Source organism: Malacoplasma muris (assembly GCF_046774425.1).
In the GTDB taxonomy this organism is placed as follows: domain Bacteria; phylum Bacillota_I; class Bacilli_A; order Mycoplasmatales; family Mycoplasmoidaceae; genus Malacoplasma; species Malacoplasma muris.
On record NZ_CP177248.1, the window covers coordinates 15,310 to 30,527 of the forward strand.

A 15,218-nucleotide genomic window follows, 5' to 3' on the forward strand; every position below is an offset into this window, starting at 1 on the left:
GAGAATTTATGAGTTTATCAACAGGGATAATAGGTTTACCAAATGTTGGTAAATCTACATTATTTAATGCGATTACTAATTCAAGAGTAGAAGCAGCAAATTACCCATTTGCAACTATTGAACCAAATGTTGGTATTGTTAATGTTAATGATATTAGAATGGAAAAATTATGTGAACTAATTGAACCAAATAGTATTGTTTATACTACATACAAATTTGTAGATATTGCAGGACTTGTTGCTGGGGCTTCAAAAGGTGAAGGTTTAGGAAACAAATTTTTACAAAATATTAGAGAAGTGGATTCAATATGTCATGTTGTTAGATGTTTTGATGATTCAAATATAACACATGTTAATAATAGCGTTGATCCAATTAGAGATCTTGAAATAATTAATTTGGAATTAATATTAGCAGATTTAGAGGTATTGAATAATAGAATATCAAAAATAGCAAAAAAAGCACAATCTGGAGATAAAACTTCAATCATAGAAAAAGAAATTTGTGATAAATTATTGGATTGCTTAAAGAAAGAAAAATTATTGAATACTTTAGAATTAAGTGAAGATGAAAAAAATATTATTAAGTCTTATAACTTATTAACATTAAAACCAGTAATTTATGTTGCTAATATTGATGAAAATTCTGTAATCGATATTAGTAGTAATACTCATTATAATTCTCTTTGTGAAAGAGTTGGTAAGAATAATGTAGTTCCATTATCTGTAAAATTAGAATTTGAAATATCTTTATTAGATAAAGAATCTAAAATAGAATTTATGAAAGAATATAAAATGGAACAATCTGGTTTAGACAAGCTTGTGTTTAAATCTTATACATTATTTGGACTATCTACATTCTTTACTTATGGTAAAAAAGAAGTTAGAGCATGAACTTTTAAAAATGGTATGTTAGCACCAGAATGTGCTGGAATTATTCATTCAGATTTTCAAAGAGGATTTATTAAGGCAGAAATAATCAAATATGATGACTTGATATCTTTGAAAAGTGAAAATGCTGTTAAAGAATCTGGAAAACTGAAGTTAGCAGGTAAAGATTATGTTATGCAAGATGGTGATATTTGCACATTTAGATTTAATGTTTAATTAGGGAGAATATATTATGGCAAAATTTAATGCTTTTGGAAAAGAAAAAGGATGAATTGAATTAATTTGTGGTCCAATGTTTGCTGGTAAATCAGAAGAATTATTAAGAAGATTAAAAAGACTTGAATATGCTGATGTATCCTACATTGTTTTTAAACCTATAGTAGATACTAGAAGTAAGAAAGAAATTAAGTCAAGAGATGGAAGAAGTTCTTATGCTATTGAGTTTGAACATCCATATCAAATTTTAGATTATGTTAAGAAAAATATTGTTCTTCCACAAGTTGTAGCAATTGATGAAGCCCAATTTGCAGATACATCTATAGTCGATGTTTGTGAAGCATTAGCAGATTCTGGAGTAATTGTTTACGTTGCAGCATTAGATAGAGATTTTAAAAATGAACCTTTTATGGTAACAGCAAAAATTTCTTGTTATGCTGAACATATTACAAAGTTATCTGCAGTGTGTACAGAATGCGGAGCACCTGGAACAATATCATTAAGATTAATTAATGGTATGCCTGCCCACTTTGATTCTCCTGTAGTTCAAATTGGTAATCAAGAGTCATATACAGTTAGATGTAGACATCATCATAAAGTTCCTGGTAAAGTTTATGATTTACCAATTAAGGAATTTAAGACAAGTTATAAAAAAAGCATTAAGAAATAAAAAATATTATGTTCATATTTGAACATAATACTTCCCTGAATGAAATATGAAGTGCAACATCATAATAGCACAACTTATAACTCATAACCAATAAAATGGTTATGAGTTTTTATTTTCTTTCTATATAATGTTTATTTATTTCATAACTTGATTTAAAACAAAACATTTTTCTTGGCATGAAGTTTATTCTATTTTGTAGTCTAACTACATCATCATCTGTTAATAAATCAAAGTCTGTTCCTTTTTTATATATTCTTCTAATAAGATCATTTGCATTTTCATTGCTTCACCTTTGAAATGAAGCATATGGTTCACAATAATAAATTTTGCAATTTAATCAATAGGCAAGGATTCCTATTTTATTAAACTCAATTCCATTATCTATTGTGATTGTTTTTACTTCTAAATTATTTTCTTCAACCAATTTTTTAATTGTTGAATTTATTGTAAAAGAATTTTTATTTTTGACTTTAATAATATATGTCATTCTTGTAACTCTTTCTACTAGAGTTAGCAAATTACTATATCCAGCTTTTCTTTTTCCAATAATTAAATCTGCTTCAAAATGTCCATATTCTTCTCTTTTTTCTATTTTAGAAGGTCTAGCTCAAAAAGGAAATACATATTTTTCATCAAATTTAGAAAACATACCTTTATGTCTTTTTCTTCCTTTTACATATCCTTTTCTAAGTCTATCTGATCTTTTTAATTTTCATCTATTGGATTTTATTCAATTAAAAAACCTGTCTAGAACTTGGTGTTTTGACACAAGGATAATTTTTTTAATATAATGACAAGTTGCTTCAACTCCATGATCTATTTTTCTAAATTTATCTAAAAATAAATCTGTAAAGCTTTTGAATCTATCAAGATAAAAAGCATGAGAATTTCATTTTCTATTTAAGTATTTTTTGTGAGTATTATTAGAATTATATATTCCACAAGATTCATTTATTTTTAATTCTCTTGATATTGTAGATCTATGTTCATTCAATTCTTTTGCAATTGAATTTAAAGATCTTCTTTCTTGGTAGAACATAAATTCAATTAATGCTCTTTCTTTTTCTGATAAATGGTTGTATAACATAGTGGGTGTCTCGTTGTTATGGAAAACTAAGGGCACCTTTTTCTTTTGTCCTATTTTTGTAAACAAAAAAAATGAAGTGCACATATATTTTACAATATGTGTTGCACTTCGTATTTCAATCGAGCGTATTATGTTCATATTTGAACATAATACTTTTTACTTACTATATTTATTTTGTTCCAAACAATCTATCTCCAGCATCTCCTAATCCTGGAACAATATAACATTTGTCATTTAATTTTTCATCTAATGAAGCAATATAAATATTAATGTCCTTATGATCTTTTAGAATTTTATTAAGACCTTCTGGTGCTGCAACTAAACACATAAATGATATAGATTTAGGGTTAAATGATTTAACAATTTTTATTGCTTCACTTGCTGACCCCCCAGTTGCTAACATAGGGTCTAAAATAATAGCATTACTATCTTTTAAACAATCTGGCATTTTACAATAGTATTGTTTTGGCAATGCAGTAGATTCATCTCTGTATAAACCAATATGTCCAATGCTTGCTGTTGGAATTAATTGTTTTAGTCCATCAACCATTCCAAGGCCTGCTCTTAATATGGGAATTAATACTACCTTATCTTTTAATTTTTGACCAACAGTTTTTGCTACAGGAGTTTCTATTTCTATATCTATCATTTCAAAATTTTTTGTAACCTCGTAGGCCATTAATTGACTAATTTCATTCAAATTATCTCTAAACTTTGTTGATTGAGTTTCTATTTTTCTCATTCTAGTTAGTTTATCCTTAATTAAAGGATGATTGAAAACTTTTACCATGTTGTATCCTCCAAATCCATATTAATTTTATACTTTATTATTATATATATGACTTTAAATTAAATATTTATGTGAAAATAAATATACATTTTTTGTTAAAAATATATTAACTTATATGGTATTATAATGAAACATATAAAATATTTGTTTGTTTGTGTTCTTTAAATTGAAAAAGAAAGAGTTATTATGTGAACGATTATTAAGTCTGTTTTGAGATTTTTTAAAAATAGTAAATTATCAATAATAGGTTTATTTCTATTAATATTTTTCTCTTCTTCTATTTTCACTCTTTTAAATAGCACAACAACAAATTTACAAAGATCATATAATAATATTTCAACAAATGGAAATTTACATGATTTTGTTATCAATGAGCATTTTTCTTTAGGGTATGCCAACTATAATGCAAAGTATTTATCAAAGTCTACTTCTACTGAAAATAATCCAGATGGTACTACAACTACAAAATATTATCTAACTTATCAATTTTATCCATCAGGTGTGGTTTATACTGATGCAAATAATATTGATTATTCAAAAATAGATTGAACTAACTCTTATTTAAATGTTTTTGAAAAGGAGAGAAACATTCAATCTTATATTGATAATTATTTAATATTTCAGAATCAATTTGAAGTCACAAAGGATGATTATGATAAAATACCTACTACTTCTGACAAATTACCAGATTATGTACTCAATTTTATAAATACAAAAAAAGTTAATTTAACAAATTATACCAATAGTGCAATTGTTAAGATTTTTGATGATACTTTAACAAAAGATGAAAAATTACCAATTGAGTTTAGAAGATTTAAATCTTTAGATGTTAATAATACTCAGCAAAAAATATTTTTTAAAGTAGTTGAAAGTTCGCCTCAATATACAATTGATAAAGTAGTTTATTACTCTGGTAATCAATTATCAGATTCAACAAATTATTATAATTATTTTTTTGATGGTTTAACTCAAGAGATGCTTGGTGCTAATGCAACAGAGCAAGACAAAAATCTTATAAATCAAAGAACAAGAGATTTGGTAAATTATTTGTCTAGAAGCAAATGAACTCAATTAAACACTAGCAATCAATTTATTAATTTTGACAAATATATAAAAACAGCTTCTAATGACTTTAATCCATATTTTTCAGAAATACCAAATGACACAAATAATACACAATTAACTACACAGTTAAAAAATGCACAAAAAAAATTAAAAGCATTTGTTGACTCTGTTTTAAAACCAAATTATAGTGGTTCTTATTCTATAATTAATAAAAATTATCAAGTTAGGTTTAGTTTTGAGGACTTAGGAATTCCAGTATCTGGATATATAGATGATTTTTCTTCATATCAAATGGTTATATCTCCATATTATGCTGAAAAATTAGGTAAGAGTCCTATTGATATTGAAGATTGAAAAAAACATACTAGTGATTCACAAGAAGATTTTATTCAATATATAAGAGGATTGCCGGATAATAATAAAGTAAAAATAGATGAAATTGAATATGTAGTAGTTGGTACTGGTGTATCTCCAGATTTCATGTATCCAATTTTAACATTTGAAAATCTTGTTCCTAATAAGGAAAAAGAACAAGTAGTTTATGCTAATCCAAATGGCTATGAAAAAATATATGATGCATTTAGAGGAAATAATACAGAAAATTTTGTTGTTGGTAAATTTATAGGTAATTTGAATAAACAACAAAAAACACAAATTTTAGATAAGATTAATGAAGTGTCTAAAAAATACATGTCATGACCTGCTAATATTGATGCTGCTTATTTCTTTGATAGCACTAAAAATACTTTAACACCTGCATCATTAAGAGTGCAGTTTATACCTCAAACTGTTCAAGTTACAAATGTTGTTTCATTATTTATGACATCATTTGTATTATTGCTTTCAATATTTGTATCAATAATTATTATTAAGAGATTTATTGAAACAAATAGAAATAGTTTAGGAATTATGCAAGCTAGTGGTTATAGAAAAAGAGAAATTATTGGAGCTATTAATTTCTTGGTTTCTATTCCTACAGTATTAGCTTCAATATTAGGATATATATTAGGATTTTTATTACAAAGTAGTGCAATAAAAGTTCTTGGAAATTTCTGAACTATTCCTACAAGTTTTGCTTCATTTTCATTTATATATTTAGTACTTATAGTTTTAGGTTTATCACTATTATTCTTATTAGTATCAACACTATTTGCATGGTTATCATTGCGTGGTGAAACATCTGAGTTTATGAAAGATGATGCTAAATATAAAATGAGTAGAATTTCTAGAATAATGAAATATCCATTCATGAAATTTAATATAATTATTAGATTTAGAGCAGCTATTGCTTTTTCTTCACTATGAAGATTAATTGCTTTATCAATAATGTCTGCATTTTTAATGTTATCTTTAACATTTTCGTTTGCAGTTTTAAATAAGTACGATGCTGCTGCTAAAGATTCATTTGCTCCAAGAAATTATATATATCAAATGAATTTGATTACTCCAACTGTGCAAGGTGGACAATATTATGCTGTACCATATGATAATCAAGGTATGACTTTAAAAAATAACATTTACTTTAATACAAGTATTTATAATAATGAAGACATTACAGCAAACGTTAATGACTATAGTTATGTTGGATATCAAAATGAAGGTATATATCAAAATGCAGCTAATAATGATCCAATTCTATTAAAATATATGAATGAATTAGGGAATTATCAATTAGTTTCTGCCAAAGATAACAATGACATGAATAGTGATATTTTATATACTAAAAACAAAACATCATCAAAAGCTTTTATTGATCATTATTTAGGGATTGGTAGTATTTCAACAAATCCATGAGCATTAGCTGAAAGCATGATGCCACCTAATAATGCAAATTATGCTAATAAACATTATAATAGCTTATTAGGTAATGCTTATAATGATACAACTAGTAAATTAATGATTAAATTTAAAAATGATGTACATGCAATAGAGCGTACTTATGCAGATACATTAAAATATTTTACAAAAGAAAGTGATGGTAATTCATCATCATCATTTTTAGATGGTGGTTATAAATCTTCAGTAGATGAAAATGGAACTGAAATTAAAATACCAACATATAGAGAGTTTGATACATCAAAAACTGCAGATATAGCAAGTATTAGACCTGAATTTTTAATATTTTTATATCATTTATATACAAATCCAAAATATAAAAATGATTTATATAGTATTAACTATAATAAATTAGTTATTAATCCAACTGATGAACCATATACCTATATGGATTTCAATATTAAAAAAGTTAATGGTTTTGAAAAGGATATTGTAGACAATTTAATTGCTACTGGAATATCACAAAATTCACTAAGATTAGATTTAAAAGATTCAAGTGGTAATAAAATTAATGATACTTTATTAGCCACAGATTGTTATCCATTAATAATTAATGAATTTGCTAGAAAAAAATATTCATTAGAAATTGGTGATGAAATTCAAGTTGAAGTTTCAAATAGTGTTGATAGATATTCAAGATCATTGCATGGCATCGACAGTAAAGTAACAGCTACTTTAAAAGTTGTGGCAGTTGCAGCTACATATCAAGGTAGTGAATTCTTTATAAGTCAATATGATGCAAATAAAATTTTAGGATTAGATATTAATAATTTTAAAGCAATTGTTCCAACAAGTCCTGAAATGATATCTAGTGAAATTAAGTATAATTTAACTGATGGAACTACTTTACCAACTAAGAATGAATTTATCACTAATAGAAGTGGATTTAATGGAATATTTACTATAGATCAAAATGAATTAGTTGAAATCACAAATGGTGTTTCATTATATTCACCAAGTGGATTGTATCCAGCTATTGACAAATTTAGTTCTTCGCCGACATTAATAAGTGTTATTGAAAGCACAAATAATACAACAAATGTATCTAATAAAACATTAATTTCACAAATATTAGGCAGCAATGAAATTGCAAATAAAAGTACAAATGAAATAATTCAACAAATAGCACAAATATTTGGAGAAAGTACTCAATTTACAATTGTATCTGAAGCAACTTCTCGTAATGCATTATTAAGTGTGTTCACAAGTGTTACAAATACAACATCTAATATTCAAAATATTGTTTTATCTATAATAATAATTGTTTCATTAATTATTGTTGTAATTATTTCTGGAATAATTATTAATGATTCTATTAAACTTGCAGCAATTTTAAAATGTCTAGGATTGCGTGATAGTAAAAATGCCTTAACATTTTTATCTGTATACTTGCCTGTATTATTATTAGGGTTATTGATTGCAGTTCCATTTAGTTATTTAATAAATACTATTTATGTAAATGTTATCTTTAGCTTTGCTGGAATATTACTTACTATTCCAATGATATGATGACATTATCTATTATCAACATTTGCAATAATTGTTATTTTCTTATTATCATATTGAATTGCATGATTTAGAATTCATAATATGAATTTACCACAGGCAATTAAGTAGGTGTTTTATGAATGATAAAAATAAAAAAAATACAAAAGATTCTTTGAAAAAAAGACAAATACAGCAAGAAAAAACTAAAAAAATTTATGCTGTAAATGATTTTGGTAATGAACTTACTAAAAAGGATATTAAGAAAATAATAAATGACAATAAACCACATAAGGGTCAAAAACAAGTTAATAACACTGAAGGAAATATTATAGAATTAACTAATGTTGAAAAAACATTTACTAATGGTTATATTGCTAATCATGTTTTAAAAGACATTAATATCACTATTAAAGAAGGACAATTTGTTGTTATCTTGGGTAAAAGTGGTAGTGGTAAAACAACACTAATGAATATACTATCGGGATTATCAAGAGCAAGTTGTGGTAGCACAATTGTTGCAAACACTAATTTGATTAATCTTACAAATAGTGAACTTACACTTTTTAGAAGATCAAACATAGGTTACATATTTCAAGAATATGGTTTACTTGGTACATTAACAGTTTATGAAAATGTCTTAACTGGCTTTAATTTAAATAAGAAAAATAGAGATAAAAAAATTGTTGATGAAATTATAGATATGGTTGGTTTAACTTTATATAAAAATAAATTTCCAAGTGAACTTTCTGGAGGTCAGCAACAACGTGTTGCAATTGCAAGAGCAGTTGCTAAAAATCCAAAAATTATTTTTGGTGATGAACCTACTGGAGCTGTAGATTCACAAATGAGTAAAAAAATATTAACTCTTCTTAAAAAAATTAATAAAGAAAATAACACTACTATAGTAATAATTACTCATGATAAAAATATAGCTAAAATTGCAGACCTTGTATTTATTATTTCAGATGGTCAAATCAAAGAAACTATAGTTAATAAGAAATCTTTAGATGTAAAAGATTTGTAAATAAAAAAATCCATAAATTAATTATGGATTTTTTTATTTAATAAATATTTAAAATTATTATGTTACTTAGTTATTTATAAGTATAGTAATATATTGTAAAAAGGATTTTTTATGTATTTAATTGGCAATGGTATAGATATTCATAGGATTGAAAAACAAAGCGATAAAACTATTCAAAAATTAGGTGGTGTTGAATTTAATTTAGACTACAAGGTAATTGCGCACTCTGATGGCGATATTATATTACATTCTATAAGTGATGCAATTCTTGGAGCATTAGCACTTGGAGATATTGGAAATTATTTCAAAGATACTGATGCTAAAAATAAAGGAATTAATTCTAAAATCATTTTAAAAAAATGTTTGTCTTTAATGCATAACAATAAATATAAAATTTCTAATATAGATATAACAGTAATTTCAGAACATATTATTTTTGCAGATCATAAAGAAGCTATTGTGAATAAATTGAAAGATCTTTTAAATTGTAGTCATGTTTCTTTTAAAGCAACTAGATGAGAAGAGAATAAATTATTTATCCAATGTAATTCATCTATATTATTAAAAAAATATTAATATTAACATAATTGTTTTTTTGTGGTTTAATGGTAGTATTAATATTTAACTTTTGTTAAGTATATTTTTGCTATAGTTTCCTTTTATTTATTTAGAAATAAATTTTAATAAAATTTATATTTTTTACTTTAATTTTATTTTTTTGTTGTTAAAATTGAAACTTGAAAACCATTCTTTATGGATTTCATAAAATAAATTGAAAGGATTTTAATTATATAAATATATGAAAGCAAAGCGATATTTGTGAAAGACTATTATTGGTTCTTTTATGGTAATAACACCAGCCATTGCATTAACAAGTTGTGGATCATCAACAAGTACAACTAAAAGTTTTGCAGAACTTGTTGTTTCTGATGATACATCAGTTTTAAAAGATAAAGCTTTTAATGAAAATACATATTCTGGTTGACAACGTTTTATGGTTTCAAGTGAAGTTAATAATGAAGGAGCTAATCCTAATAAATATACTAAAGAAGTATTTAATATGCCAGATATTAATTCTAATAGTAAAGATTTAGATTTAGCTAAAGGCTATTGAAGAAGACCTGGTGGTTCTAGAGAAAATACTTATAGACAGATATTTAATGGTGGTGCTAATTTAATTATTGCACCTGGTTTTAATCAAAAAGAATCAGTAGAAATAGTCGCAAATCAAAACAAAGATAAGGGATTTATTTTGCTAGATAGTAATGTAGATACAAAAAAAGGTAATTTTACAAATGTTGCTTCTTTTACATTTAGAGCTGAACAATCAGGCTTTTTAGCTGGAATTGCAACAGCAGAATTTCTAAATGCTAACAAAGAAATTTTTAAAACAGGACAAGATGATGATGGGAAATTAAAAGTTGGTGGATTTGTAGGACTAGCTTTTCCATCAACAGTTGATTTTTTAGTTGGATTTCAATCAGGGATAATTGCATATAATCTTAGTGTAGAAAACAGTAAAAATACTACAAACAAAAAGGAAAAAGTTGAATGAGTGAGTTTAGGACCTAATATTTCAGATTATTCATCAGGAAGTTTTGGTACAGGTCAAGGTGATATTAAGTCAAAACAACTATTAATTACAGAAAAAGTAGATGCAATTATTCCAATTGCTGGACCACAAACATATGATGCAATTTCTGTAATTACTGGACATTTAAATAGACCTGCAATTGTTATTGGAGTAGATTCTGAACAAGAAAATAACTCTCAGTTACAAAAAGAATTAACTGATAAACAGTTAAATAATATGACATTAAAAGATTCTAATGGTAATCCATTAGGAAACAAAAATATAATACAGTTTTCAGCAATTAAAAAATTAGATGAAGCAGTATATAAAACACTAATTGCAATATTTAATGAAAAAGATCCAAATAATGCAAATTATAAAAACACAGTTAATCTTTTTTCTAATGATTCTGGAAATGATAAAAATCCAATTCAAGGTTTTGGATATAACAACATAGGCACTTTATCTAATGGTACTGTTGGTATATCAAAAGCAGGTTTAGAATGAATTAAGCTATTCAATCAAAGTTGGGTTAATCAGGATAATAGTCTTAATCTGAGTGAGTTATATAAAAATGAAGCATATGTAAAATTAGAAACTAGTGGCTTGTTATATAATGATAATTTATATAAATTAACTAATATAAATGAACTAATAGATAATAAAGCAGTAAATGCAATTGGTCTTATTGATAGTACAAATAGAGTAGTTAGTGAATTAAAAAACAATAACCCTCCTGCAACACTAAATAAAAATACTGATTCTCAATCTTTAAATGGTTCTATATGATCTTTGGAAAAAGGTAAAGTAAAAAATAGTAATACAGAACTACAAGAACTAAAAAAATATAGTATCTAATTTTCAAAAATATAAAATTTATATAAGTATAAATTTTATATTTTTTGTTATAATCCTAAAAACATTTTTAACTTTTTATTAATGTTTGAAATAAAAGAAGAAAAATTAGTGAAAAAAATAAAGAAATTATTAAGAACAAGCTTGTTAGTAGCTATAGCACCAATATCATTATTATTAATTACAAGTTGTAGTAATGATGGTAGTCCAACTAAAAGTTTTGCAGAATTAGTTGTATAAGATGACACTGCTACATTAAAAGACAAATCTTTTAGTCAAACAACATATAATGGATGATATCAATTTGTGACTTCATCTAAAGTAACAAATAAATTTTCTAATACAAATGAATATAATAAAGAGACTTTTGATATGCCAGATATTAATTCTAATAATAGAGATTTAGAGTTAGGAAAAGGTTATTGAACAAGACCAGTCAATTATAATAGAGAAAATACTTTTAGACAAATATTTAATGGTGGAGTAAATTTGATTATTGCACCAGGATTTAATCATAAAGATGCTGTAGAAAAAGTTGCCAGTCAAATGAAAGATAAAGGGTTTATTTTGTTGGATTCTGATGTCGATGCAACAAAGGGTGATTTTATAAATGTAGCATCATTTACATTTAGGGCTGAGCAATCAGGGTTTTTAACTGGTATTGCAACAGCTGAATTTTTAAATATGAATAAAGAAATTTTTGCCAATATAAGATAAAGGAGATAATGAATTAAAAGTTGGTGGTTTTGTAGGACAAGCAATTCCTACAACTACAGACTTTTTAGCTGGTTTCCAATCTGGAATTATTGTATATAATATAAAAATTAATAATGAAAATCCAAAACAAAAAATGTCTATAAAGTGGGCAAATTTAGGTAATGATATTTCAAGTTTATTCATCTAACAGTTTTAGTGCAGGAGAAGGGCGCAAATTGCTTTAGAATTATTAATTAAAGAGGAAGTTGATGCAATTATTCCAATTGCTGGACCACAAACTAGAGATGTTATTTCAATTATTTTAGAAAATAATAAGCCAGCAATTGTTATTGGTGTTGAATCAGAGCAAGAAACAAATGATGATGTACAAAATCAACTACAAAAAAGCACTTAGGGGATAAAGTATTAAAAAATGTTAATGGTGAACCTTTAGGAAATTCCAATATATTACAATTTTCAGCAATTAAAAAATTAGATGAAGCAGTATATAGAGTATTAGTTTCTATATTCAATGAGAATAATCCAAATAATGTGTTAGAGGAGAACAATAATAATATTTCAGTGCATGGATTTGGATATAATAATTTTGAAACATTAGCAAATGAAACAATTGGTGTATCAAAAGCAGTACTAGAATGAATTAAATTATTTAATGAAAATTAAGTTACAAGTTCTATTGATATTTTGTTATTTAATCCAGATGGCGGAACATATGATAATTTTGTCTCTAATTTATTAGAGAATAAGGGATTAATGTATTTAGATGATATTTCTATTATAAAAAATATATCAGAATTAGATAATAAGAATTATGTTTCATCAAAGGTATTTCCTTATGACGATAATAGGGTTAGTTAGTCAATTGTTAGATAAGAGTCCAAAACCAAGTTTAAATAAAAAAGAAAAATCAATTTCTTTAAGTGGTTCAATTTGATCTCTTCAAAAAGGAAAATTAAAATCTCAAAATTGCTATTCATTAGAACCAAAAAAATACTCAGTTTATTAAATTAGATTTGTTTTTTTAAAAAATGATAGTGAAAAGTACAATTTTTATAGTTTAATTATTATAACTATATTTGGCATTATTGCTAAATATTCTTTTGTTTTGATAATGATTATTATCATTTTTTTGTTTTATAAAAAATTTTTTATATTTTTGAATTTATTTATTTTTTTGTAGTTAAAATAAAATTGAAAGTCATTATTTTAGTGGTTTTCAAATATTTGTAGGAAGAATGAATAAATATGAAAATTAAAAAACATTTATGAAAATTTGGATTAGGAGCAATTGCTGTTGCAATTCCTTCAATTGCATTAACAAGTTGTGGAACTACTATTTCTAGTAAAACATTTGCTGAACTAGTTGTTTCAGATGACACATCAACATTAAAAGACAAATCTTTTAGTGAGACAACATATAATGGTTGAAGAAACTTTATGATTGAAAGTAGTGTAACAAATCAATATGGTATTCCAGATCATTATACAAAAGAAACTTTGGATATGCCAGATATTAATTCTAATAGTAAAGATTTAGATTTAGCTAAAGGCTATTGAAGAAGACCTGGCGGAACTAGAGAAAATACTTTTAGACAGATATTTAATGGTGGGGCAAATTTAATTATTGCACCAGGATTTAACCATAAAGAAGCTGTAGAAAAAGTTGCTAGCCAAATGAAAGACAAAGGATTTATTTTATTAGATTCTAATGTAGATGCAACAAAAGGTGATTTTACAAATGTAGCATCATTCACATTTAGGGCTGAGCAATCAGGATTTTTAGCCGGCATTGCAACAGCTGAATTTTTAAATACTAATGCTGATGTTTTTACAACAGGACAAGGAGATGATGGAAAATTAAAAGTTGGTGGATTTGTAGGACAAGCATTTCCATCAACAACAGATTTTTTAGCTGGATTTCAGCATGGAATAATTTCTTATAATCTTAGCATTAATAAAACTACTTCTAAAAATAGTGCTGCAACAACAAAGAAAGAAGTTGAATGAGTTGGTTTGGGGAATATTATAGGAAATTATGCAGTGGGAAATTTTGGCCCTGGACAAGGAGTACAAATATCTCAAAAACTTATAAATGATGGTAAAGTTGATGCAATTATTCCAATTGCTGGACCACAAACATCTGATGCAATTGGTGTTGTTACTTCAGGTAAAAGACCTGTAATTGTTATTGGTGTTGACTCAGAACAAGAAAAAATTACAGAATTAAATAAACCTTTAATTGGACAATTAGGAGGAAAAGCATTAAAAAATTTTGATGGTAAAAATATTGACAATCCACAAGTAATGCAATTTTCAGCAGTTAAAAAATTAGATGAAGCAGTTTATAAAACATTAGTTGCAATATTTAATGAGGCAGATCCAAACAATCAAAATTACAATAATACAACTAATCCAGCATCTAATGACTCAACAAATGTGGAAACAGACAAAGCTCCAGTTCAAGGGTTTGGATATAATAATATAGGTACATTATCTAATGGAACTGTAGGTGTATCAGAAGCTGGTTTAGAATGAGTTAAATCATTTAATTCAACATGATTTGGTGCTGATGGCAATCTTAATTTGGAAGAATTATATAAAGATGAAGCATATAAAAAATTAGAATCTAGCGGTTTATTATATAATCATAATTTATCTAATTTAACAGATATAAATACATTAGATGATAGTAAAGCAGTGCAGGCACCACAATTTATTGATAATACAAATAGAGTAGTTAGTGCATTACCAAATAATAATCCTCCTGCTACTCCAAATAAAAAAGAAGGTTCTACATCATTGAATGGTTCTATTTGATCGCTTAAAAAAGGTGAATTAAAACAAAAACCTGAATCTACTGAACCAAAAAAATACACAATTTAATTGTTAATATATTTAAATAAGAATTTATCATTGATAGATTCTTATTTTTTAATATTTTGTCAAAAAATAAAAAATTTTAAAAAATAACAATAATTTACTTTATACTTTTTTATATATGAGTTGTGAG

The 15,218-nt window shown here is 25.6% G+C and carries 16 protein-coding genes; 11 read left to right on the forward strand and 5 right to left on the reverse strand.

Annotated elements, in window-relative coordinates; all coding sequences use genetic code 4:
* The first annotated feature begins 8 nt into the window (after positions 1 to 8).
* Both ychF and ACLFO7_RS00080 read left to right on the forward strand, forming a co-directional pair.
* On the forward strand, positions 9 to 1,103 hold the full coding sequence (gene ychF, locus ACLFO7_RS00075) for a redox-regulated ATPase YchF (RefSeq protein WP_412032311.1): 1,095 nt from the start codon (positions 9 to 11) through the stop codon (positions 1,101 to 1,103).
* A gap of 16 nt (positions 1,104 to 1,119) precedes the next feature.
* A complete protein-coding gene (locus tag ACLFO7_RS00080) occupies positions 1,120 to 1,773 on the forward strand; it encodes a thymidine kinase (protein ID WP_412032312.1) in 654 nt (217 codons plus the stop codon).
* 109 nt (positions 1,774 to 1,882) lie between these two features.
* Here the strand turns inward: ACLFO7_RS00080 and ACLFO7_RS00085 are convergent, their stop codons facing one another.
* Entirely contained in the window at positions 1,883 to 2,860 is a 978-nt protein-coding gene (locus ACLFO7_RS00085; RefSeq protein ID WP_412032313.1) for an IS30 family transposase, read from the reverse strand.
* 169 nt (positions 2,861 to 3,029) lie between these two features.
* Positions 3,030 to 3,650 carry a uracil phosphoribosyltransferase gene (gene upp, locus ACLFO7_RS00090; RefSeq protein WP_412032314.1) on the reverse strand — a complete coding sequence of 207 codons (621 nt, stop codon included), beginning with the start codon at positions 3,648 to 3,650 and terminating at the stop codon, positions 3,030 to 3,032.
* A gap of 186 nt (positions 3,651 to 3,836) precedes the next feature.
* Here upp and ACLFO7_RS00095 point away from each other — a divergent pair, with 186 nt between their 5' ends.
* The 4 genes from ACLFO7_RS00095 (at position 3,837) to ACLFO7_RS00110 (ending at position 11,494) form a co-directional block, all read left to right on the forward strand.
* Positions 3,837 to 8,168 carry an ABC transporter permease gene (locus tag ACLFO7_RS00095; protein ID WP_412032315.1) on the forward strand — a complete coding sequence of 1,444 codons (4,332 nt, stop codon included), beginning with the start codon at positions 3,837 to 3,839 and terminating at the stop codon, positions 8,166 to 8,168.
* Positions 8,169 to 8,175: 7 nt separating this feature from the next.
* Complete coding sequence (locus ACLFO7_RS00100) at positions 8,176 to 9,063, forward strand: ABC transporter ATP-binding protein (protein ID WP_412032316.1); 888 nt, start codon at positions 8,176 to 8,178, stop codon at positions 9,061 to 9,063.
* Positions 9,064 to 9,174: 111 nt separating this feature from the next.
* A complete protein-coding gene (ispF, locus tag ACLFO7_RS00105) occupies positions 9,175 to 9,639 on the forward strand; it encodes a 2-C-methyl-D-erythritol 2,4-cyclodiphosphate synthase (protein WP_412032317.1) in 465 nt (154 codons plus the stop codon).
* Between the two features lie 223 nt (positions 9,640 to 9,862).
* Positions 9,863 to 11,494 carry a BMP family ABC transporter substrate-binding protein gene (locus tag ACLFO7_RS00110; RefSeq protein ID WP_412032318.1) on the forward strand — a complete coding sequence of 544 codons (1,632 nt, stop codon included), beginning with the start codon at positions 9,863 to 9,865 and terminating at the stop codon, positions 11,492 to 11,494.
* A gap of 47 nt (positions 11,495 to 11,541) precedes the next feature.
* Here ACLFO7_RS00110 and ACLFO7_RS00115 read toward each other — a convergent pair whose 3' ends face one another.
* A complete protein-coding gene (locus tag ACLFO7_RS00115; protein WP_412032319.1) occupies positions 11,542 to 11,757 on the reverse strand; it encodes a hypothetical protein in 216 nt (71 codons plus the stop codon).
* Between the two features lie 40 nt (positions 11,758 to 11,797).
* On the opposite strand from ACLFO7_RS00115, the gene ACLFO7_RS00120 reads away from it, so the two are divergent.
* Complete coding sequence (locus ACLFO7_RS00120) at positions 11,798 to 12,208, forward strand: BMP family ABC transporter substrate-binding protein (RefSeq protein ID WP_412032320.1); 411 nt, start codon at positions 11,798 to 11,800, stop codon at positions 12,206 to 12,208.
* Here the strand turns inward: ACLFO7_RS00120 and ACLFO7_RS00125 are convergent.
* The gene (locus ACLFO7_RS00125; RefSeq protein WP_412032321.1) at positions 12,170 to 12,391 is read right to left on the reverse strand and encodes a hypothetical protein; all 222 of its coding nucleotides are present in this window, start codon (positions 12,389 to 12,391) and stop codon (positions 12,170 to 12,172) included. The two genes, ACLFO7_RS00120 and ACLFO7_RS00125, sit on opposite strands and share 39 nt — an antisense overlap.
* A 9-nt stretch (positions 12,392 to 12,400) precedes the next feature.
* A complete protein-coding gene (locus ACLFO7_RS00130) occupies positions 12,401 to 12,598 on the reverse strand; it encodes a hypothetical protein (protein ID WP_412032322.1) in 198 nt (65 codons plus the stop codon).
* A 141-nt stretch (positions 12,599 to 12,739) separates the two neighbouring features.
* Between ACLFO7_RS00130 and ACLFO7_RS00135 the strand changes: the two genes are divergently transcribed.
* The 4 genes from ACLFO7_RS00135 (at position 12,740) to ACLFO7_RS00150 (ending at position 15,091) form a co-directional block, all read left to right on the forward strand.
* The gene (locus ACLFO7_RS00135) at positions 12,740 to 12,871 is read left to right on the forward strand and encodes a hypothetical protein (RefSeq protein ID WP_412032323.1); all 132 of its coding nucleotides are present in this window, start codon (positions 12,740 to 12,742) and stop codon (positions 12,869 to 12,871) included.
* 21 nt (positions 12,872 to 12,892) lie between these two features.
* Positions 12,893 to 13,066, forward strand: coding sequence for a hypothetical protein (locus ACLFO7_RS00140; protein WP_412032324.1), 174 nt, complete (start codon positions 12,893 to 12,895; stop codon positions 13,064 to 13,066).
* A complete protein-coding gene (locus ACLFO7_RS00145) occupies positions 13,044 to 13,214 on the forward strand; it encodes a hypothetical protein (protein ID WP_412032325.1) in 171 nt (56 codons plus the stop codon). Before ACLFO7_RS00140 ends, ACLFO7_RS00145 begins: the two co-directional genes overlap by 23 nt.
* Before the next feature lie 239 nt (positions 13,215 to 13,453).
* Entirely contained in the window at positions 13,454 to 15,091 is a 1,638-nt protein-coding gene (locus ACLFO7_RS00150) for a BMP family lipoprotein (protein WP_412032326.1), read from the forward strand.
* The last annotated feature ends 127 nt before the right edge of the window (positions 15,092 to 15,218 follow it).